Raw genomic sequence first — 19,037 nt, forward strand, 5'->3', positions numbered from 1 at the left:
GCGTGCTCTGTCGACCACATTGCAAGACGGGTTGAAGATCGAAGCCGAGATCTCAACCCTCGCCTTCCAGTCAAAGGACGCGCAGGAAGGCATCACCGCCTTCATCGAAAAACGGACGCCAAACTTCGGCGGTTCGTGAAGGCTGATCGTGAATGAGGGTTACCGCATGCCTCCTTTAACAGATTTTCTCGTTATTGATTTCTCGACGCTCCTTCCCGGGCCGCTCGCGAGCCCGAGGCGGGCTGAGGTGGGCGCGCAGGTGATCAAGATCGAACGTCCGGACGACGGCGACGCGATGCGCACTTACAAGCCCATTGTCGACGGCGAAAGCCTGCTGTTCGCCATGCTCAACCGCGGCAAGCAGTCAATGGCGGTCGATTTGAAATCGCCTGCCGACATGGAGGTACTCTGGCCGCTGATTGAAAAGGCGGACGCACTGATTGAGGAGTTCCGGCCGGGGGGCATGGACCGCCTTGGCCTCGGATACGATGTGTTGGCAAAGCGCAACCCGCGGCTGCTCTATTGCTCGATCCCCGGCTGGGACCAGACTGGTCCAAAGGCAGGTAAGGGCAACCGTGATCTGAACTTCGTCGCCGAGGCGGGACTGTTGGGTCTTTCCGCCGGTAATTATGGCGTGCCGGCTCTACCGGTGTTCCTCGCGGGAGACATTGCAGGTGGCGCGCCGCCGGTGGTGATCAACATCTTGCTCGCGCTTCGTCAGCGCGACGGCACAGGCCGTGGCATGTATATCGATGGCGCGATGACGAACAGGGGATCGCGACGATCATCGAGCGGGTCTAACAACATCAACTCTCGGGGGAGGACCATGGAGAGAAACGAAGCCGGCGTAAAGCCGGGAGGAGTAGACGATCATATTCTGCAAACACGCGGACTGACGATGGAGTTTCACGGCTTCGTCGCCGTGCGCAACGTCGATCTGAACGTGAGGCGCCACACTATACATGCGCTTATAGGGCCGAACGGGGCGGGCAAGACAACCTGTTTCAATCTCTTGACGAAGTTCCTCACCCCGACGGGTGGTTCGATCGTTTTCAATGGTCGGGACGTCACGAGAACCGGACCCGCGGCGATGGCCCGGCTCGGAATGGTCAGGTCCTTCCAAATCTCCTCGATCTTCCCCCATCTGACGGTGATTGAGAACGTTCGCATGGCGCTTCAACGCAAGCTCGGCACCTCGTTCCACTTCTGGAAGCCGAAGCGTTCGCTTTACCCGCTTCACGTTAGGGCGGACGAGCTCATCGAATGGGTCGGCCTCGAGACCTATCGAGATACGCTTGCCGGCGACCTCTCCTATGGGCGCAAACGTGTTCTCGAACTCGCGACCACGCTCGCACTCGATCCGGAGTTGCTGCTTCTCGACGAACCGATGGCGGGGCTCGGCCACGAGGACATCGGTCGTGTCGCCGAATTGGTGCGGCGTGTATCCGAAGGCCGCACCGTGCTGATGGTCGAGCACAATCTGGATGTGGTTTCCGACCTTTCCGACACCATCACCGTGCTGACGCGAGGCAGCATTCTCGCAGAGGGCGACTACGCCTCTGTTTCCCAAAACCCGGCGGTCCGGGAAGCTTATATCGGAGGCGTCCATGCTTGACACCCATTGCGAAAAACGCCTGCGTATCGAGGGACTGAACGCTTTCTACGGAGACAGCCATGTACTGCATGGCATCGATCTGCATGTCGAGCGCGGTGAACTCGTTACGCTTCTCGGACGCAACGGCGCCGGAAAGACCACCACATTGCGCGCCATCATGGGCCTCGTCGAGCGGCGCGGTGACATCCGCTTCGACGGCGCTGATCTGTCCCGGCTTCCTCCGCATAAGATTGCCCGCTTCGGTATCGGCTACGTGCCGGAAGAACGCGGCATCTTTTCAAGCCTCGACGTCACGGAAAACCTTCTGCTTCCGCCCACGATCAAGCCGGGCGGCATGACCATCGAAGAGATCTACACGCTGTTTCCCAATCTTAAGGAGCGGGCGGGAAGCCAGGGCACGAAACTCTCTGGGGGCGAACAGCAGATGCTTGCGATGGCGCGTATCCTGCGTACTGGCGCCGATTTCCTGTTGTTGGACGAGGTTACGGAGGGTTTGGCGCCGGTCATCATCGAGCAGATCGGCATCGCGATCGGGCTTCTCAAGGAGCGGGGCTTCACGATCCTGCTGGTGGAGCAGAACTTCCCCTTTGCCAGTCGCATCGCCGACCGCCATTACGTAGTCGAGAACGGACGCGTGGTCGACATGGTGGCGAAGGACGACCTCAATGATCCGGGTGTGGCAGAACGCCTGCACTCGTTTCTCGGCGTTTAGGAGGCGAGCATGACGACTATCCTTGGCATTCCCATGCAGGCGCTGCTCGGCCAGATCCTGATCGGGCTCATCAACGGCGCCTTCTATGCACTCCTAAGTCTCGGTCTTGCGATCATCTTCGGCCTGCTCAATATCATCAACTTCGCGCATGGCGCGCTCTACATGCTCGGCGCCTTCGCCGCGTGGCTCCTGCTCAACTATCTCGGCGTCAACTATTGGGGTGCGCTAATCCTTTCTCCGTTTATCGTGGGCGTGCTCGCGGTCGCCATGGAGCGCTATATGCTCCGCCGCATTTACAAGCTGGACCATATCTATGGCCTTCTTCTTACCTTCGGCACCGCTCTTCTGATCGAAGGCGTTTTCCGGAACCAGTTTGGCGTGTCGGGGCTTGCCTACCCGATCCCCGCGCAGCTTCAGGGCGTTCAGAACCTTGGCTTCATCTTTCTCCCGAACTATCGGGCCTGGGTGCTGGTCGCCTCTCTCTTCATATGTTTCGCGACCTGGTTCCTGATCGAAAAAACGCGATTAGGCTCCTATCTGCGCGCCGCGACGGAGAACCCGAAGCTCGTGCAAGCTTTCGGCATCAACGTGCCGTTGATGATCACACTCACCTATGCGTTTGGGGTTGCACTGGCGGCGCTTGCCGGCGTAATGGCTGCCCCCATCTATCAGGTAAGCCCTGTCATGGGCTCCAACATCATCATTGTCGTGTTCGCCGTTGTCGTCATTGGCGGCATGGGCTCGATTCTCGGTGCCATCGTCTCAGGCTTTGGTCTCGGACTCATCGAGGGATTAACGAAGGTCTTTTACCCTGAAGCGTCCAGCACCGTCATCTTTGTCGTCATGGCCATCGTGCTGCTCGTGAAACCCACTGGTCTGTTCGGGAGGGCCGAATGAACACCACCAAGACGCGTCCCTTGTCACGGCACAATGGCCGCCTTTCTCGCCGGATCGCGATTTTCATCCTCGCGGCGGCCGTGCTTGCCATTGCGCCGTACGTCGTCTATCCGGTCTTCTTGATGAAAGCCTTGTGCTTTGCACTCTTCGCCTGTGCGTTCAATCTTCTGATCGGCTATGGCGGGCTCTTGTCCTTCGGACATGCTGCCTTCTTCGGCTCCGCAGCCTATCTCTGTGGTTACGCGGCGCGGGACCTGGGTCTTACCCCGGAACTCAGTGTCCTCGTCGGGACTGTGGGTGCCGGACTGCTGGGCTACGTGATCGGTGCGATCGCTATCCGTCGCCATGGCATCTACTTCGCCATGGTCACGCTGGCGCTGGCGCAGATGGTCTACTTCTTCGCGGTACAGGCCCCGCTCACCGGTGGGGAGAATGGCATGCAGGGAATTCCCCGCGGGTTTCTGTTTGGCATCATCGATCTCAACAACACGATGGCGATGTATGCCTTCGTTGTTGCGGTTTTCCTGATCGGCCTTGCTGTTCTGCACCGTGCGGTCGAATCACCGTTCGGCCAGACCCTGAAGGCCATTCGCGACAACGAGAACCGTGCGATCTCCCTGGGCTATGATTCTAATCGCTACAAGCATCTTGCCTTCGTGTTGTCAGCTGCGATCGCTGGCCTCGCAGGCGCGACCAAGGCACTGGTGTTCCAGCTCGCATCGCTGACGGACGTCCACTGGACGATGTCCGGTGAGGTGGTGCTGATGACGCTGATCGGCGGTCTCGGCACGACGCTGGGTCCCGTAGTCGGGGCCATCATCATCGTCGCGATGCAGACCTATCTCGCCGAGAGCGGCTCGTGGGTCACGGCCATTCAGGGTGCGACGTTCATCGTCTGTGTCCTGATGTTCAGGGAGGGAATTGTCGGCGCCGTCTGGAAGCTGCGAGCGAACGAGCGTTTGCCGGAGCCTCGAGAATAACAATCAGACGCGGAGGCTCATCGTCTCCGCAAGGTTACAGGAAGGAAAAAGCAGGTGTTGGTTGGCAGTTAACCGTGAGAATGCGGCCGCTTTGAGCCAGAATTGGCAGTTAACGTGAGAATCTTGCCGGGAAGATTCTCAGATTAGTTGCAGTTGGGATGACGCGGTTGATCGGGAGGTACCCCTCATGATCTCGTTGATGGCGCTGCTGAAACGCACCTTGTTCTCGCCCCTCATTTGTCCGCAAAGCATTTCGAGCATCTCTGGCCCTGAGCGCTCAACCATGGCTATTGCGGCCAGCAGAGCCGGCCGCAGGTGCAGGGGCAGGATTGGGCATGACGACATTGGCAGACTCTGCCGATCAACGACATCATCGAGATCAGGAATGAGTGCGCCAAGTACCCGGTAACGCCATGGCTCATAATTTCCAAAGGTGGGGTTCTTCACGCGGCGCATCAGCAAAAGTTGTGCAATCCTGGCCGGTGATACCCAGGTTCGAGCTTTTCGTGAGGCCTCATCGTGGAGCAGCCGTTCGCCGATGAGAGCCGTTGCGCTATAGTGACCGAAGGTTGAGGCGCAGCTAACCCCCGAGGGGCTCTGTAGCAGGTCGCCGCAGAGAGCACAGGTGATACGCCAGCCGAGCAACTGACTTCGAAGAATGGCTCTCGGTTCCGTCTTTGCGGGACAACAGGTTGAGCATGACTGTATCGCATCCGTCGCAATCAGGCACCGCGACGACCGGGCGATATCTGTGAAGGTGGTGCGGCGGATCGTTGCCTCATCCACGCAGAGTATATGCGCCAGGCGGAGGATCTGATTGTCGTTGAGACTAAGATCGGTGGCGCGCAGGGATGGCGTCTCTGGGAGGCAATGCCGAAGCATGGCAAGGGGAGGGACACCATAGAACACCGCATGCCGAGCAACCCACGACGACAGCAGCTCATCGGTGCAGGGAGCCAGTGTTACCGGCAACTGCTGGGGGGCTTGAAGGTCATGCGAAGGCGGCTTCCGCATCAAACTCCGGCTCCCATCTCTCGACAGCTGCGTCCGTAATTCTCTCTTGGCCGCTTTCGATGGCCTCGATTGCGAGTGTGTTTAACATATGGAAGAGGTTTGCGGTGATGCCCTCGGATATCTGCAACATCCGCCGTAGCGATTTTGCGGTCAACACCGACGGCTGGCGTAGGGGCGTGTTGCGCAGGATCAAAGAGATCAGGATCTCGAACTGCTCGTTTGCAGCCCAGCGGCTTAGGGTGAACTGTTCAAAGCGGCGGGCCAGTTGCACATCGCCACCGATCGCTTCGCGGGCATCATTGACGCCAAAGCAGACGAGGGAGATCTGAAGTCGGTTGCTGAGGAAGCGCAAGGTGTTGAGGACGATGCGTTGCTCGCGATAGGTTCCGGCGAGGATATTGTGCACCTCGTCAATCACTAACACCTGAACGCCGATAGCCTCCATGATGCGCATCGCCGCCTGCTCCATCTGGGCGATATCGGCGCGTGGCCTTTGCGGTGCGCCGAGAAGGGTTAGTAGTTCCGCGTAGAACCGTCGTTCGCCGGGTCGGCTGGTCATCTCCATGGCCAGAACCGGTGTCTTCAACTTGCCGGTAAGAGAACTGAAGCTCGGTGGATGCTGATCACGGAAACGCTTCATGATCATCGTCTTGCCCATTCCGCTGTCGCCGTAGATGGCGAGCGAAGGCATGCGTGTGCCGCGTGGATGATCGAGCAGTTGGTTGAGCCGCTCAAGCACCTGCTTGGCGCGCGGATAAACCAGCCAGCGGCGTGATCTGATCGCCCTGATGCGTTGCGCATCCGTCTCCGCAAGCAAAGCCGCGGCGTTTGAGGTTAGGTGGGAGATTTCCGTGTTCATGCCAGTTCACTCCGTGTCCTCGTCGAAGGCCACAGGTTTGCTGGAGTCTATCCCGCGAAGCGACCCCCATCCGCCGTCTTCCACTCTCGTTTTGTGGCGGCTTGCGGGACCGCGTCGGGCGAACGCCGTCTTTTTGACTGCTGCCTCGACCAGCTTGCGCTGCTCAACTGCCGTGCCGACTATGGTGCGGGTGTCTAGTTCCCGTCGCCCCTTTGTCAGCAGCGCGCGGCGCGCCGCCAGTGCCTCGTGTAGTGTCACCGAGGGCAAGGTAACGTCGGCATAGCGGGCTTCCACGAAGTTGCCGGACGGGCGCCGGACGAAGACGCGAGCCATATCCCGTGGGTCGTACTTTACAAGGAGACGCCGGTTAGAGCGCCCAACATCGGCGGTGAGGGCAGCTGACCAATAACGCAGCCCGAACAGGTGAATCCCGGTTGGCCGCAGCGTGCGTTCCTGCTCCGGCAGGAACGTCAGCCAGAAACGCATCCGGTCCTGGGGAAGTCGAAGCGGTATCACGTCCTCGTGCTCCCGCCATACTGCAATCGGCGGCCGGCCCAAGCTGCCGTGTATCGAATGGTGATAGGAGCCGACAATGTCCAGCGCGATGTAACGCTCGAGCTCGCGCAAAGTGAGTGCCGCATGTCGCTTAGAGTCGTATTCGCCAAGCTCCTGGGCATTGCTGAACGTCGTGCCAGGCAGCAGGTGGAGTTTTCCCATCTGCGTCCCAATCAGACGCTCGATGTGACCACCGAAGCGTGGCTCCCCTGGCGGCCGCCAGTCGATCGCGATGCCGGCATCCTGGCATCCCCGCTTGAAAGACTGGCTCCTAAAATCGGCGCCGTTGTCGACGTGTAAGGTATCTGGCAAACCTGCAACGGGCCAAGCCTCGCTGATCTCCCGTTCACGCAGCCAAGCTGACTTGTCAAAAACGGAATGCAGAAGGCAAAGACTGGTCGAAAGGCGGGAAGGGGCATCCATCGTGAGGTAGAAGCCCGTCACCATCCGGCTGCAGACATCCATCGCCAGCGTCAGCCAAGGCCGGCCGATCGGCTGCCGCGTTTCCTCGTCAACGACAAAGATATCCGCTTTCGTATGATCGACCTGCACGATCTGCAATGGCCGGGAGGCGGCTAACACCCCGGGAACAGCACGAGTGTTCTTGACGATTTTGGCTTCGCCGCGCCGTTTGGCCCGCTTCTGTAGATCGATGTCTTCGAGTCGAGCTTTGATTGTTCGGCGATGGGGCGGCCGAAGTCCAGCGGAGATGCAGTTCGTCTGCACATCCCGGACCAGCTGTGTAAATGACGCACGATTGCGGGTAAGGTAGTACCGGCTGATCGTCGTCCGAATGATCTCCTCCCGCCTGTCATCTAGTACCCGATGGCCTCCTGGTCGGCCGGGCTTGCGCTCCACCAGGCTCATCACGGTCCCGCCGGCCCGGAATAGCTTGATGAGGCGGTATGCAGTCGCTTGACTGATTTCGAGCTCGGTCGCAAGCAGCGCCACATCCGCCACCGACATCCTGCCAGTGCGGCTTTTCAAAAAGTCTCGAATTGCGTCTGCGCGCCGGCACGCTTCATCCCAAAGCGCTTCGTCAACTTCGTCAGGGAAGGCGTCACTCACAGCAAGATACCGTCGATTTCCTCGGTAGTCTGATTCTCACATTAACTGATCAGATTTATGCGAAATTCTCAAGTTAAGTGCCTATTCTCAAATTAAGTGCCAGGCTATCCTTCTGAAATTGCTGCGACGGATTCTTGGGGTTAAGTGCAAAGCGACAGCAGTCTTCCTGCGGGCAGGCGCCGTCTCCTCCCATGCATGCCGGATAGTGAGCGCCCGGAGTGACTGGCTGGCGCTCCTCCAGCCGAAACTCGTGCTCCCAGGGAATGTTGAGGTCGTATTCGTACAGGAACCGGCGGCCTTTGCGCAGCTTCAATTCGCCAAGCGTCATGGCCGGGGACACACACCGCGCCAGATCGCCCCGGCGAAGGCCAGTGTCGAGATCCACAGCGGCACCAAAGCGATGAGCCCCAGACGCCGATAGGAAAGAACGAGGAAGGCGACCAATGCCAGACCACCGGCTCCCGTGACCGCCGGATACCGAACAAAGACGCTCGAAACACCGAAAACGATCGCCACGCAGATCAGTGCCGCCGCGGTCATTTCCTGCACAGAGAGGGGTGGAGTCGGCTTGACGGTAGCCTCCACAGTCCTCAGATCGGATCCCAGCAGAATACGTCACCCGAACGCTCCATCGGGACGACGCTCGCCTTGAAGGCGGGTAGGACGCGTTCGGCTATCAGGGCCGGCGTCCAACCTCCTCCCGATTGGACGCTGCGAATCGGTCGCATGGCGTTGAACAGGAACAGTTCATTGAGACGAGCTGCGAAAACCTGGCCTGTAATTCCCTCCGCCGCGGCCGATGCCAGGAAGACGACGAGCGGCGCGTTGGTCTCCGGCGTCATGCGCTTCATGCGTTCGACGCGCGCCTGTTCCTCCGGAGTCGTTGCAGGAATGGAGCTCGTCATCCGGCTCCAGGCGAAGGGCGCGACGCAGTTCGAGCGCACGCCGAACCGGCTCATGTCCAGAGCGATTGATTTCGAAAGGCCAACGATGCCGAGCTTGGCCGCGGCGTAGTTCGCCTGACCGAAATTTCCGATCAGGCCGGAGGTGCTGGTCATATGCACGAAGGCGCCTCTGCCTTGAGCACGAAACGGCTCAGCGGCCGCACGGCTCATATAGAAGCTGCCGTTCAAATGCACATTTATCACCGCCTCCCAGTCGGAAGGATCCATCTTGTGGAAGATGACGTCTCGAAGGATCCCGGCATTGTTGACCACCACATCCACCTGACCGAAGCTGTCCATGGTCATTTCGATGGTGCGGCGTGCGGCGTTCCATTCGGACACGCTTTCGCTCGAGATGATCGCCTGGCCGCCGAGCTGCTCGATCATCGCCTTGGTTTCCTCTGCGGGTGCGCTGGAGCGCTCGCCGCTCCCTCCCAGTGAAACGCCGATATCATTGATCACCACGCGAGCGCCCGCCCGGGCAAACTCCAGCGCAATGCCTCGACCGATGCCACCGCCCGCTCCCGTGACGACCGCGACCTTGCCCTCCAGTCCCAAATCGACTGTCATTTCGAATTCCCTCCTTGAACAGGCGTTTTATCGGCCGAGACCGAGCACTTGTTTGGCAACAATGTTGCGCTGAATTTCCGATGAGCCACCATAAATCGATGTTGGTCGCGCCTGAAGGAAGACACTGCCGGGGTAGAGCGTCGGAGCGTCCAGCAGCGGCCCTGCAAGCGTTCCCAGTTCGCCGGCGACCTCCAGTATCCGGTCTGTGATCTCCTGGTAGAGCGCGGACTGGTTGATCTTCAGCATGGAAACGTCAGGGCCGAGCGTTTCGCCGCGTCGCACCTTGTCTGCGAAGGTCTTGTAAAAGGACTTGTGGTCCTCGAGCTCCATGCGCAATCCGTTGAGGAGTGATGCATAGTCAGCGCTCTTTCCCAGATGGTCGCAAAGCCGCTCGAGATGGTCGAGCGCTCCTTCCGATTGCTTTGGTGAGCCCAGGAACAGACGTTCGAAGCCAAGCAGGTTCTTGGCGGTGGTCCAGCCCGAATTCACCTCCCCGACGATCGAGTCGGCGGGGATGCGAACATCGTCGAAGAAGACCTCTGCGAATTCGTCGTGCATGTCGATGTTGACGATCGGACGAACCTTCACGCCGGGCGTATCCATCGGCACAAGAAAGAAGCTTATGCCTTTTTGCTTGGCGGCCTGCTGGTCCGTGCGGGCAAGCACGAAGATCCATTGCGCGTCCATGCCCAGCGTCGTCCAGATCTTCTGCCCGTTGATCACCCACTGATCGCCTTCGCGCACGGCCGACGTGCGGAGCGCCGCAAGGTCGGAGCCGGCGTTGGGTTCGCTATAGCCTTGACACCAGACTATTTCGCCCGAGAGGATCTTCGGCAGATGGTAGGCGCGCTGAGCATCTGTTCCGTGAGCGATCAGGAGAGGACCGACCATGGTCAGGCCAGTATCGGGCAGTCGCGCACAACCATAGCGCTCCATTTCCTCGAACATGATCAGCAGCTTCGAGGGAGAGAGTCCCATCCCGCCATGTTCGCGCGGCCATCCAGGCGCTACCCAGCCCTGCAGCGACAGGATCTTGTACCAGGGCATGGCTTCTGCGGCGTGCAGCCGCTTGGGTGGACTGCGCAGTTCCTGCGGATAGTTGGTAGCGATCCAGCGACCTATCGTAGCGCGGAAGTCCGCATCCGAAAGCGTGTTCAGGTCCGCATGCGGCTCGGGTGCCGTCAGGCTAGCGATGGCTGTCATTTCATTCTCCCCTGAATACTGCTGCACGCTTCTCGAAAAAGGCTGCGCGCCCTTCCAACGCGTCAGCGCTGAACAAGAGCGTCGGCTGGATCTGGCGTTCGAATTCGAGCGCCCTGTCGACCTCCAAGGCGAGGAAGTCCTTTACATAGGCCTCGGCAAAGGCGCAGCTTCTGCCGCAGTGCCGGCGAAAGCCTTGGCTGCGGCAAGCGCTCCACCTTCCGGTACGAGTTCGTCCACGAAGCCGAGGCGGTACCCCTCCAGCGCATCGATCGTTGCCGAGGCGAGGATGATACGGCGCCCGTGCGAAGCCTATGCGCGCTGGCAGCGTGGCCAGCAGCCCCATACTGGGGATCAGACCTATCTTGCCAAAACTCGAGGCAAAACGAGCCGTTTCCGCAGCAACGACGGTTTCGCAAGCCAACGCCAAAGCGAAGCCACCGCCAGCAGCCCACCCTTCAACGGCGGAGACGAGCGGCTTGGGAAACCTCACCATTCGCCCCACGAGATCCTTCACAACCGAGAAACGATCGCGCGCCTCGGCGATGTTGGTCACAGCCTTCTGGTCACGAATATCGCCGCCGGTGGAAAAGTGCCCACCTGCACCCGTCAAAACAACAGCGTGAACGGCTCGGTCGTGTTCAGCATCCGAGAGAAGCTGGACCAACCTGCGTCGCACTGCATGACCGACGGGATTGCAACGCTCGGGCTCGTCCATCGTGAGGATCAGAAGTCCCTCTTCAAGGGCCGCCGCAATCCCGGTCATGGCCGCCCCTCCGTCAGGCCGCCGTAACGTTGGCGATGGAAACCCGCGCTGCCGTAACGCGGTGCCAGCACCATGGCACGGCGCAGGAACAATCCGATATCGGCCTCTTCCGTATATCCGATGGCACCGTGAAGCTGCACCGCCTGTCTCGTAACCAGCATGGCGGCATCGGCGGCCCGCGCCTTCGCTCTGGAGACGATACGACGGCAGTCGTCGCCCGAATCGAACGCTTCGACGGCATCGCGTAGCACCGCCCGCGTCAAGCCAATCTCGATTTCCATATCCACAGCCCTGTGCTGCAGCGCCTGGAAGTGGCCGATAGGTTGGCCGAACTGGACGCGTGTCTTGAGATAGTCGAGCGTGATGGCAAAGGCGCGCCCCATGATTCCAAGCAATGCCGACGCCGTGGCCAGGGCCGCGGCTTCGAGCGCCTTCGCATCTGGCGCAGATAGCCGTTCCGCCTCGACCCCATCGAGGATCAAGGTCGCCGTGTGACCGCCATCGATGGTGTTTTCGATTTCAAGCGACATGCCCGCGGCTTTCGCGTCGACCAACCAGCAGGCTTCAGTCGAAACGACGAGAAACGCATTGGCGGCGGCGGCCATTGGCACGAAACGCTGTCTTCCCGAGATCCGCCCCTCGGCCTCCGTGATGTCTCCGGCGATCGTGAGGCCATCGGGAGCATCGAGCCAGGCCGGCAAGATAAGCTTGTCACCGCTCAACGCTTCGGCGGGTGCGTCCTTGCCCATGAAATCGAGAGCAAGCTGGGCCTCGATGAGCGGCTCGGGCAGCAACGCCGCTCCTACTTCGCCAGCGAGCGCCGCATATTCCGCCATGCCAAGGCCTGCGCCGCCTGCCGCTTCCGGCAGCCGAATTCCAAGCCAACCCATGGCGGAGATCTCGCTCCAGCGTCCTCGATCTATTCCCGGCCTGCTAAAGCGCAGATGTCGAATCGCCTTGAGATCGCCATCGCGCGAGGCAATGCCTGCAGCGCTTTCGACCAACAGGCGCACCCCCTCAAGCCTGTCCTCGCCAGTTGCGAGCGCTGCATCCATCGCCGTTTCCTCCTCATTCGAATTGGGCGAGACCGTTTCCGAGCACCACCATGCCGCGCTCCGCCGCGCACACGCGGAAGGAGCCGTCCGGCCAGATTTCCGTAAGCAATGTCTCCCCCGGCAGGACTGTCGAACTGAAACGAACGTCAAGCCCCTTGAGTCGCGTCGGATCGCCTGCGCAAAGCGTCTTCATCAGAGCATGCGCGGCGATGCCCAGGCTGCACAATCCGTGCAGGATGGGCCGCTCGAATCCGGCCTTGGCGGCAACATCAGGATCAATGTGCAAGGGATTGTCGTCGCCATTCCAACGGTACCAGAGCGCCTGCTCGGGTCGAGTTTGCGTCTTGCGCACAAACGTGGGATCCGTTTCGGGAAGCGTATGGGTCTGCTTCACCGGACCGACCGGCCCCCCGAAACCTCCGTCCCCGCGCAGGAAGGTGGTGGCATGGGTTGTCGCGTAGAGCCTGCCATCGTCCGCGTCGCGCAATTCCTTTTCGGTATAGAGTAGCGCGCCGCGCCCGGCGCCCTTGTCGATGATGCCGGTAACGCGGGTCTTGCCGATCACTACACCTTCAGGCGGTAACGGGGCATGCAGCGTAATGCCTTGCTCGCCATGGACAAGGCGCAGCGCGTCGACCCCGGTATCGGGATTTGCAAGCCAGAACCCCGGGTGGCCGAGCACCAGCGGCAAGGTCGGAAAGGGTGCCAGCGCGCCAGCGCCAACAAACTGCAAATCACCGCGGTCCATCGGATCCTGTCCGACACCGATCGACAAAGCATAGAAGGCACACTCGCGCGGACCGTAGCTCTGACGGACCTCGGGAATGTCGTAGGCCATCAACTTTTCGTAGTCGATCACGGCAAAACCTCCTCATCGCACTCGATCACCGCGTCGAGCGCGAAGGCCCCGTCGGGCAGCGCGAGCACCGGATTGAGATCGATCGCGCGCAGGCGAGGGCCCGCAGCGACGGCAAATGCGGAAAGCCGTGACAACATGGATGCAAGCGCATCGAGATCGACGGGCGCGCGACCGCGTGCCCCGGTCAGGATTGCCGCTGCCTTGATCGACAGGATCATTTCCCGGCGACGGGGCCAAAGACAAGGTCGCGGCCGATACCCATCAGGCATTCGACGCCACCCGAAAGCTGTCGGGCAACCAGGATACCGGCAATGCGCGCCTCGGGAGCCGTCCTGCCAACCGTGCCAAGAATATCGTGATAGGCGGCCCGGACGGAATCGGTATCGACCAGGTTCAGCCTGACGCCGCCGATATCGGACTTGTGAACGATGTCGGGCGAAACGATCTTCATCACGACAGGGAAACCGAGTTCGGCAGCGGCGGCTACCGCCTCCTCCGCCGAGTGCACGATCCGCTCGGCGGCAGCCGCTATGCCGGCTTTCGCGAGAAGCGCCTTTGCCGCGTATTCGTCGGGACTGACGGCCGGCAGGCGGACATTCGGCAGTTCCGGCAGCGCCTTCGGCTTCCGGGCCATCATTTCGCCGACCCGTCCCATCGCCGCAATGGCCCGCACGGCCCGGCTTGGATCGGAAAATACAAGGAAACCGGCCTCTTCGTACGCGCGCGTGACGGCATCATCCGCGATGATGCAGAGCGCCAGCAGCCGGTCGGGAAATTCGGCGCGGATCTTGTGCAAGGTTTCGCGCAGTTTCGGCGCAAGCGTCGCGCTCCCGGCTACATAGGTCATGAAACAAAGGATAGAGCGATATTCGCCATCCCTGATCGCCGCGCGGGTGAACTGCTCGAACAATGACATGTCGTTCAGTGCCTGGGCCGTGCAGTCGAGCGGATTGGCCGGAGCGCCATAAGGCAGAAGCTGTTTCAACCGGACCTGCGCCTCGGCCGGCATGGTCGGCATCGGCAAGCCCACCAGTTCTGCCTCATCGCTGGCGACAATCCCCGCGCCGCCGCTGATGGTGATCACGCCGAGACTATTGTGGGCAGGATAGATCCGCTGCCGCGCCGCGTAGGCGAAATCAAGCATCTGCTCGGTATCACGCACCCGGATGACGCCATGTTCGGCGAGAACTGCCTCGGCCACGGCATCGTCCCCGGTGAGCGAGGCCGTATGCGAGGCGGCCGCCGAAGCGCCGATCGGGCTGCGTCCGGATTTCAGCATGAAGACCGGCTTGCCGGCCGCTCGCGCCGCATCGAGGGCGGCGATCATGCGGTCCGCGTCGCGAAAACCCTCCTGATAGGCGCAGATCACGTCCACCGCATCACTGCCGGCCATCCAGCCGATGGCGTCGGCGACCGTCACATCCGCCTCGTTGCCGGTGGTGACCAGAACCGAGGTCCCAAGGCCGCGCACCCGCGCCACGGCCGCAAGATGCGTTCCGTAAGCGCCCGACTGGCTGGCGATGCCGACATTGCCCGGCAGGGGGAAGTCCATTTCCAGAAACGAGGAAAAGGTGCCGTAATATCCCAAGGCGGACGTGTCCAAGGTTCTTTCCGCGACCTGGCAGCGCTGCAGGGTCCACTTCATGAGAAACGCATTGGCCCATGCCGGGAAGAGCGGTCGGCGTGTCGTCTCCGCCTTCATTGCCACGGCGTTTGCCCAGGACACGCCGGAGGCTGCAAGCCAGCAGTGGCGCAACGTCGCCGATCAGATCAGACCGAAAGTGCCCAAGCTCGCAACTCTCATGGACAGTGCCGAGGAGGACGTGCTGGCCTACATGACCTTTCCCAAGGCGCATTGGACCAAGCTGCACTCGACCAATCCCATCGAGCGGCTGAACGGCAAGATCAAGCGGCGCACCGAGGTCGTCGGCATCTTTCCCAACGACGATGCCGTCGTCAGGCTCGTCGGTGCCTTGTTGCTCGAGCAGAACGACGAATGGGCCGTCCAGCGATCACGCTAAATGACCCTTGAGACCATCGCGACAATGAGCGATGATCCCCTCATCAGCCTGCCCGCCGCGGCAAGCTGATCCAGTCCCGGCTCTGCCCGGAAGGCACGGCGAACGCCGAAGCTACACCCCCTGGGACACGATCCGACCAACTTCCGCCGCAGCGAGGTGATTGTCATCGGGCTTTGCGCCTGGCCGTAGATCTGCACGAAGCGCGGACCGAACAGGAACAGTGCTTCGTCGTAAGACGCGAGTTTCTCCGCACCTTTTTCCAAGGTCATGTTGCTCACGGGTTCAAAGTAGGCTGCCACATTGAAGTTCTATCACGATGTAGGCTTCGAGCAGAACAAGACAGGCTTCCAGGTTCGGCGCATTCCACCTCGGGCCTCGTAACGCGCCATAAATAAATCGCCCGTGAATGCCCCAATATAAGCCTACCGTATATCGGTGCCCTTTAATGTTCAGGGGCCAACCAAGCTCCGGAAGCTGGAAGCATATTCTTGACGCCCCAACTGCGATTAGACAACTCCATCATTCGGGAGTGGAATGGTCGGGACGCGCGGCAGCGACACATATCAGGCGATGTCGCCCGTATGCGTTTCGAGTTTCGCGGCCAATTTGTCCGCAACCTCGATCAGCGGCACAAGAAACTGATCGCGCGCCGCATCCGGCGTCATGGCGCGGCGCAGATAGATGATGTTCATGGCGCCGAACACCTGCGAGTGCGTCCTGATCGGGACGCCGATGCTGAAAAACTTGGACTCGTAGTTTTCGCGCGAATAGCTTTCGTCCATCGTGGCATAGCCCCGTGCCCGCACGTTTTCGAGCAGCGCTTCCAATGCGTCCAAGGCGCGCGCGAGGGCGAATTCCGGTGCGGGATTCTTCTGTGCGCGCTCCAGGAAAGCTTGCCGTTCCTCTTCCGGGCAGAAGGCGAGATAGGCCCGCCCGAGGCTGGTGTGGAGCACCGGTGCCCGGTATCCCGGCTTGCGGAAAAAGCGCATCGGCTCGGTTTCGCGCGATGTCTCGATGACCAGCATTGCGTCCTCGTCGAAGATCGACACATCCGAAGGCCAACCAATGGATTGCCGGAACTGCGCCAGATCCTCGGACACAATTGCGCCGATGGCCTGATGCCGGTTGTAGCCAACGCTGAGCTGCAGGGTCTTGCCGGTGACACGGTAGGTCCGGCTGTCGCTGTCGCGCACAATATATCCGGCATGGGCCAGCGTGGTCAGCATCCGGACGATGGTTGCCTTGTCCAGCGATGTCAGGCGGTGAATTTCGCCCACCGTGGCGTTTCCTGTCGTCTTGTTGATCGCGGCCAGAACGTCGAGCACCCGCAAGGCCGCGATCACCGGTTGGTAGGCCATGTCAATTCCCTCCCGAACTTGTCATTTCCCCAACCGGGGCTTCCACGGATCGAGAGTGGTGCCAAGAATGAAGTGGATGGGGTGACAAGAAAATTCTCCGTTTGCGGCTTTCACATAGCCGTTTTTGTGACCGGTGAACAGCCTGCCGAACCAGGTTGCATTTTGCATGAGGAGGACTATGCTAATAATGAAATGAAATTTCACTTGGTGAAGTTCTCAGAATCGGAGGGGATCATGTCCAGGACTGCATTTATCGACCTTGGGGCCATGGCTGGCCCGATGATGTCCAGTGTCGCGCGAAAGCGTCTTGCGATCAGCGCATATGATATTGTTCGGGCGGTGCGTGCGTGCGGCAGGCGCGGTCTTGGGGCTGGCGTCGAGCGGTCGCGTTTGACCCATGGCTGAGGGCGGTGCAATGGACAGTTCGACCTATTCCATGGTCCTTGAGACATCGGAGAAGCTTTTTGCCGGTTGCGGGGGGGAGGGTTTCGACCCCGCTCTCTGGTTGGCCGCCGAAGAGGCAGGGTTTCCACTCGCCCTGCTGAGCGAAGAACACGGTGGATTCGGTTTCTCCGCCCGGGAAGCCTTTGCCCCCGTGCGGGTGGCGGCGGCCTGTGCCGTTGCCCTGCCGCTGGGCGAAACGCTGCTGGCCAACTGGGTGGCGTCGCTGGCCGGGCTGGGAACGCTCGAGGGGCCCGTGGCGCTGGCCTGGAGTGGCGTGGCGGCGATGCCGTTCGGGCGTTATCTGCGCACGGTCGTCTGCCTGTCCAAACTGGATGGCGGTGTCGGGCTGTCCCTTCTGCATCCCGCCGCCGAACTCTGGCACGCGGGCACCAACCACGCGGGCGAGGAGCGTGATGTGCTGGTCGCTACCGAACCGGTCGCGCCGCAGGCTCGTGTCGCAATGTCCCCAGTCGCTCTGCGCGCGATCATGTCGACCTTGCGCACAGTGCAGATGGCCGGCGCGATCGAGGCGGTTGCCGATATGTGCCTGCGCTATTGCAATGTGCGCGAACAATTCGGGCGCCCGCTGGGAAAGTTTCAGGCGATCCAACACCAACTGGCCATTCTTGCGACCCACAGCTGTGCCGCCACCGTTGCCGCCGACATGGCGGTGGCAGCTTTTGAAACACTCGCGACGCAGGGGGAAGAGGTTTTCATTCCGACTGCGGCCGCGGCAAAACTGCGCGCGGCAGAGGCCGCGACGGCCGCAGCGTCAATCGCGCATCAGGTTCATGGAGCGATCGGTTTCAGCGAGGAATATCCCCTGCATCTGCTGACCCGCCGTCTCTGGTCGTGGCGGGACGAGGACGGTTCTGAATCACAATGGGCCGAGTATCTGGCGAACTGGGCGCAAACCCAACCCGAGCGTGGTCTGTGGCCCGCACTGACCGCCTGCGACCTGGCAAAGGTGGCGTGATGGCACTTCCGACCTTTCCGCTTGAAGCGACGACTCCGGCGCAGGCGGCGCTGAGGGATGAGGTCCGCGCCTTTCTGGCCGAAGCGCTTACGGATCTGCCCGCCCGCGAACGGGCACGATCCTGGACCGGGTTCGACGCAGGTTTCAGCAGGAAACTGGGCGAACGCGGCTGGCTGGGTATGACCCTGCCGAAAGAATACGGCGGCCATGACCGCAGTGCCGTGGACCGGCATATCGTCGTCGAAGAACTGCTCGCGGCGGGGGCGCCCGTTGCGGCCCACTGGATTGCGGATCGCCAAAGCGCGCCCCTGATCCTGCGCCATGGCACCGAGGAACAGCGCCGGACCATCCTGCCGCGCATCGCGGCGGGAACCTGTTTCTTTGGCATCGGCATGAGCGAGGCCAACAGCGGCTCGGATCTGGCGTCCGCGCGGACACGGGCCGAAAAGACGGCTGATGGCTATGTCCTGAACGGAACCAAGCTGTGGACGACATACGCGCACAAGGCGCATTACATGATCGTCTTTTGCCTTACTGGCCAGGCCGAGAGCCGATACGGCGGCTTTAGTCAGGTTCTCGTGGACATGAGCCTTCCGGGGATTTCCGTCAGCCCGGTTCTGGACATCGCTGGAGAGCACCACTTCAACGAAGTGTCGTTTGACAATGTGCTGCTGCCCCCTGACGCCCTCCTGGGCAAGGAAGGCGACGGCTGGGCACAGGTCATGTCGGAACTGGCGTTCGAACGCAGCGGCCCGGACCGGTTCCTTTCATCCTTCGTGTTGGTGGATGAGTTGCTGCGCTGCCTCAAACGCATGCCCGGCGCGGCAGAAACCTCCGATCTGGGCCGCATGGTCGCCCGGCTGATGATTCTGCGGCAAATGTCGCTGTCAGTCGCCGGGCGTCTGGCGCGGGGCGAGCAGCCGGTTCTGGCGGCCGCAATCGTCAAGGATCTGGGTGCATTGTTCGAACAGGACGTGCCGGAAATCGCGCGGCGAGTTCTGCACGAAAATGCGTCGGACCCCGAATATGCGGCGGTGTTTCGGCGCATCCTACTGGCCGCCCCCAGTTTTTCGCTGCGGGGAGGAACCCGCGAAATCCTGCGCGGGATCATTGCCCGTGGCCTCGGTCTGCGGTGAAGAAAAGG

21 protein-coding genes and 3 pseudogenes are annotated in these 19,037 nt (G+C 61.0%); 10 read left to right on the forward strand and 14 right to left on the reverse strand.

What is annotated here, in order from left to right:
- Positions 1 to 166 precede the first annotated feature (166 nt).
- The 5 genes and pseudogenes from ABK249_RS27710 to ABK249_RS27730 all read left to right on the forward strand — a co-directional run.
- A pseudogene (locus ABK249_RS27710) lies at positions 167 to 769 on the forward strand (CoA transferase); the annotation flags it as partial.
- Positions 770 to 826: 57 nt separating this feature from the next.
- Positions 827 to 1,615 (forward strand): ABC transporter ATP-binding protein, encoded by a 789-nt coding sequence (locus ABK249_RS27715; protein WP_227705965.1) that lies wholly within the window; start codon positions 827 to 829, stop codon positions 1,613 to 1,615.
- On the forward strand, positions 1,608 to 2,327 hold the full coding sequence (locus ABK249_RS27720; RefSeq protein ID WP_210057151.1) for an ABC transporter ATP-binding protein: 720 nt from the start codon (positions 1,608 to 1,610) through the stop codon (positions 2,325 to 2,327). Before ABK249_RS27715 ends, ABK249_RS27720 begins: the two co-directional genes overlap by 8 nt.
- 9 nt (positions 2,328 to 2,336) lie before the next feature.
- Positions 2,337 to 3,224: a branched-chain amino acid ABC transporter permease gene (locus tag ABK249_RS27725; protein ID WP_210057153.1), complete on the forward strand. Its 888-nt coding sequence runs from the start codon at positions 2,337 to 2,339 to the stop codon at positions 3,222 to 3,224.
- Positions 3,221 to 4,204, forward strand: a complete 984-nt coding sequence (locus ABK249_RS27730; RefSeq protein WP_210057155.1) for a branched-chain amino acid ABC transporter permease — start codon at positions 3,221 to 3,223, stop codon at positions 4,202 to 4,204. The genes ABK249_RS27725 and ABK249_RS27730 overlap by 4 nt, the downstream gene beginning before the upstream one ends.
- 138 nt (positions 4,205 to 4,342) lie before the next feature.
- Here the strand turns inward: ABK249_RS27730 and ABK249_RS27735 are convergent, their stop codons facing one another.
- The 12 genes from ABK249_RS27735 to ABK249_RS27790 form a co-directional block, all read right to left on the reverse strand.
- Positions 4,343 to 5,218: a TniQ family protein gene (locus ABK249_RS27735; protein ID WP_210057156.1), complete on the reverse strand. Its 876-nt coding sequence runs from the start codon at positions 5,216 to 5,218 to the stop codon at positions 4,343 to 4,345.
- The gene (locus tag ABK249_RS27740; protein ID WP_092938780.1) at positions 5,196 to 6,077 is read right to left on the reverse strand and encodes a TniB family NTP-binding protein; all 882 of its coding nucleotides are present in this window, start codon (positions 6,075 to 6,077) and stop codon (positions 5,196 to 5,198) included. The genes ABK249_RS27735 and ABK249_RS27740 overlap by 23 nt, the downstream gene beginning before the upstream one ends.
- Positions 6,078 to 6,083: 6 nt before the next feature.
- Positions 6,084 to 7,700 carry a Mu transposase C-terminal domain-containing protein gene (locus ABK249_RS27745; RefSeq protein ID WP_210057157.1) on the reverse strand — a complete coding sequence of 539 codons (1,617 nt, stop codon included), beginning with the start codon at positions 7,698 to 7,700 and terminating at the stop codon, positions 6,084 to 6,086.
- A 73-nt stretch (positions 7,701 to 7,773) separates the two neighbouring features.
- On the reverse strand, positions 7,774 to 8,028 hold the full coding sequence (locus ABK249_RS27750) for an IS1096 element passenger TnpR family protein (RefSeq protein WP_210057158.1): 255 nt from the start codon (positions 8,026 to 8,028) through the stop codon (positions 7,774 to 7,776).
- Complete coding sequence (locus ABK249_RS27755; RefSeq protein ID WP_062653571.1) at positions 8,025 to 8,240, reverse strand: hypothetical protein; 216 nt, start codon at positions 8,238 to 8,240, stop codon at positions 8,025 to 8,027. The genes ABK249_RS27750 and ABK249_RS27755 overlap by 4 nt, the downstream gene beginning before the upstream one ends.
- A gap of 50 nt (positions 8,241 to 8,290) precedes the next feature.
- Positions 8,291 to 9,214, reverse strand: coding sequence for an SDR family NAD(P)-dependent oxidoreductase (locus tag ABK249_RS27760; protein WP_062653569.1), 924 nt, complete (start codon positions 9,212 to 9,214; stop codon positions 8,291 to 8,293).
- Positions 9,215 to 9,241: 27 nt separating this feature from the next.
- Complete coding sequence (locus tag ABK249_RS27765) at positions 9,242 to 10,417, reverse strand: acyl-CoA dehydrogenase family protein (protein ID WP_210057159.1); 1,176 nt, start codon at positions 10,415 to 10,417, stop codon at positions 9,242 to 9,244.
- 1 nt (position 10,418) lies between these two features.
- Positions 10,419 to 11,180, reverse strand: a complete 762-nt coding sequence (locus ABK249_RS27770; RefSeq protein ID WP_210057160.1) for an enoyl-CoA hydratase/isomerase family protein — start codon at positions 11,178 to 11,180, stop codon at positions 10,419 to 10,421.
- On the reverse strand, positions 11,177 to 12,235 hold the full coding sequence (locus tag ABK249_RS27775) for an acyl-CoA dehydrogenase family protein (protein ID WP_210057161.1): 1,059 nt from the start codon (positions 12,233 to 12,235) through the stop codon (positions 11,177 to 11,179). The genes ABK249_RS27770 and ABK249_RS27775 overlap by 4 nt, the downstream gene beginning before the upstream one ends.
- Before the next feature lie 13 nt (positions 12,236 to 12,248).
- Entirely contained in the window at positions 12,249 to 13,094 is an 846-nt protein-coding gene (locus ABK249_RS27780) for a MaoC/PaaZ C-terminal domain-containing protein (protein WP_227705910.1), read from the reverse strand.
- Positions 13,091 to 13,312, reverse strand: coding sequence for an acetate--CoA ligase family protein (locus ABK249_RS27785; RefSeq protein WP_210057162.1), 222 nt, complete (start codon positions 13,310 to 13,312; stop codon positions 13,091 to 13,093). Before ABK249_RS27785 ends, ABK249_RS27780 begins: the two co-directional genes overlap by 4 nt.
- Positions 13,309 to 14,796 (reverse strand): acetate--CoA ligase family protein, encoded by a 1,488-nt coding sequence (locus ABK249_RS27790; RefSeq protein ID WP_320443069.1) that lies wholly within the window; start codon positions 14,794 to 14,796, stop codon positions 13,309 to 13,311. The genes ABK249_RS27785 and ABK249_RS27790 overlap by 4 nt, the downstream gene beginning before the upstream one ends.
- Between ABK249_RS27790 and ABK249_RS27795 the strand changes: the two are divergent.
- A pseudogene (locus ABK249_RS27795) lies at positions 14,681 to 15,184 on the forward strand (transposase); the annotation flags it as partial. The gene ABK249_RS27790 and the pseudogene ABK249_RS27795 overlap by 116 nt on opposite strands.
- On the opposite strand, the gene ABK249_RS27800 reads toward ABK249_RS27795, so the two are convergent.
- Positions 15,112 to 15,384, reverse strand: a complete 273-nt coding sequence (locus ABK249_RS27800) for a hypothetical protein (RefSeq protein ID WP_210057366.1) — start codon at positions 15,382 to 15,384, stop codon at positions 15,112 to 15,114. The pseudogene ABK249_RS27795 and the gene ABK249_RS27800 overlap by 73 nt on opposite strands.
- Between ABK249_RS27800 and ABK249_RS27805 the strand changes: the two are divergent.
- Positions 15,377 to 15,496: pseudogene (locus ABK249_RS27805) on the forward strand (GNAT family N-acetyltransferase); the annotation flags it as partial. The gene ABK249_RS27800 and the pseudogene ABK249_RS27805 sit on opposite strands and share 8 nt — an antisense overlap.
- Before the next feature lie 182 nt (positions 15,497 to 15,678).
- Here the strand turns inward: ABK249_RS27805 and ABK249_RS27810 are convergent.
- Positions 15,679 to 16,440, reverse strand: a complete 762-nt coding sequence (locus ABK249_RS27810) for an IclR family transcriptional regulator domain-containing protein (RefSeq protein WP_320443070.1) — start codon at positions 16,438 to 16,440, stop codon at positions 15,679 to 15,681.
- Between the two features lie 267 nt (positions 16,441 to 16,707).
- On the opposite strand from ABK249_RS27810, the gene ABK249_RS27815 reads away from it, so the two are divergent.
- The 3 genes from ABK249_RS27815 to ABK249_RS27825 are packed head-to-tail and all read left to right on the forward strand — an operon-like array spanning position 16,708 to position 19,029.
- Complete coding sequence (locus ABK249_RS27815; protein ID WP_210057167.1) at positions 16,708 to 16,878, forward strand: hypothetical protein; 171 nt, start codon at positions 16,708 to 16,710, stop codon at positions 16,876 to 16,878.
- A gap of 10 nt (positions 16,879 to 16,888) precedes the next feature.
- On the forward strand, positions 16,889 to 17,893 hold the full coding sequence (locus tag ABK249_RS27820) for an acyl-CoA dehydrogenase family protein (protein WP_210057169.1): 1,005 nt from the start codon (positions 16,889 to 16,891) through the stop codon (positions 17,891 to 17,893).
- Positions 17,893 to 19,029: an acyl-CoA dehydrogenase family protein gene (locus tag ABK249_RS27825; protein ID WP_210057171.1), complete on the forward strand. Its 1,137-nt coding sequence runs from the start codon at positions 17,893 to 17,895 to the stop codon at positions 19,027 to 19,029. The genes ABK249_RS27820 and ABK249_RS27825 overlap by 1 nt, the downstream gene beginning before the upstream one ends.
- Positions 19,030 to 19,037: the final 8 nt, after the last annotated feature.

Source organism: Neorhizobium phenanthreniclasticum (assembly GCF_040066075.1).
Lineage (GTDB): Bacteria > Pseudomonadota > Alphaproteobacteria > Rhizobiales > Rhizobiaceae > Neorhizobium > Neorhizobium petrolearium.

Coding starts and splice junctions, on each gene's coding strand:
- ABK249_RS27725 (WP_210057153.1), top strand. CDS start 2,337: ATGACGACTATCCTTGGCATTCCCATGCAGGCGCTGCTCGGCCAGATC.
- ABK249_RS27750 (WP_210057158.1), bottom strand. CDS start 8,028: ATGACGCTTGGCGAATTGAAGCTGCGCAAAGGCCGCCGGTTCCTGTAC.
- ABK249_RS27785 (WP_210057162.1), bottom strand. CDS start 13,312: ATGATCCTGTCGATCAAGGCAGCGGCAATCCTGACCGGGGCACGCGGT.
- ABK249_RS27775 (WP_210057161.1), bottom strand. CDS start 12,235: ATGGATGCAGCGCTCGCAACTGGCGAGGACAGGCTTGAGGGGGTGCGC.
- ABK249_RS27735 (WP_210057156.1), bottom strand. CDS start 5,218: ATGCGGAAGCCGCCTTCGCATGACCTTCAAGCCCCCCAGCAGTTGCCG.
- ABK249_RS27800 (WP_210057366.1), bottom strand. CDS start 15,384: ATGACCTTGGAAAAAGGTGCGGAGAAACTCGCGTCTTACGACGAAGCA.
- ABK249_RS27755 (WP_062653571.1), bottom strand. CDS start 8,240: ATGACCGCGGCGGCACTGATCTGCGTGGCGATCGTTTTCGGTGTTTCG.
- ABK249_RS27820 (WP_210057169.1), top strand. CDS start 16,889: ATGGACAGTTCGACCTATTCCATGGTCCTTGAGACATCGGAGAAGCTT.
- ABK249_RS27765 (WP_210057159.1), bottom strand. CDS start 10,417: ATGACAGCCATCGCTAGCCTGACGGCACCCGAGCCGCATGCGGACCTG.
- ABK249_RS27715 (WP_227705965.1), top strand. CDS start 827: ATGGAGAGAAACGAAGCCGGCGTAAAGCCGGGAGGAGTAGACGATCAT.
- ABK249_RS27790 (WP_320443069.1), bottom strand. CDS start 14,796: ATGAAGGCGGAGACGACACGCCGACCGCTCTTCCCGGCATGGGCCAAT.
- ABK249_RS27825 (WP_210057171.1), top strand. CDS start 17,893: ATGGCACTTCCGACCTTTCCGCTTGAAGCGACGACTCCGGCGCAGGCG.
- ABK249_RS27740 (WP_092938780.1), bottom strand. CDS start 6,077: ATGAACACGGAAATCTCCCACCTAACCTCAAACGCCGCGGCTTTGCTT.
- ABK249_RS27770 (WP_210057160.1), bottom strand. CDS start 11,180: ATGACCGGGATTGCGGCGGCCCTTGAAGAGGGACTTCTGATCCTCACG.
- ABK249_RS27720 (WP_210057151.1), top strand. CDS start 1,608: ATGCTTGACACCCATTGCGAAAAACGCCTGCGTATCGAGGGACTGAAC.
- ABK249_RS27730 (WP_210057155.1), top strand. CDS start 3,221: ATGAACACCACCAAGACGCGTCCCTTGTCACGGCACAATGGCCGCCTT.
- ABK249_RS27760 (WP_062653569.1), bottom strand. CDS start 9,214: ATGACAGTCGATTTGGGACTGGAGGGCAAGGTCGCGGTCGTCACGGGA.
- ABK249_RS27815 (WP_210057167.1), top strand. CDS start 16,708: ATGTCCAGGACTGCATTTATCGACCTTGGGGCCATGGCTGGCCCGATG.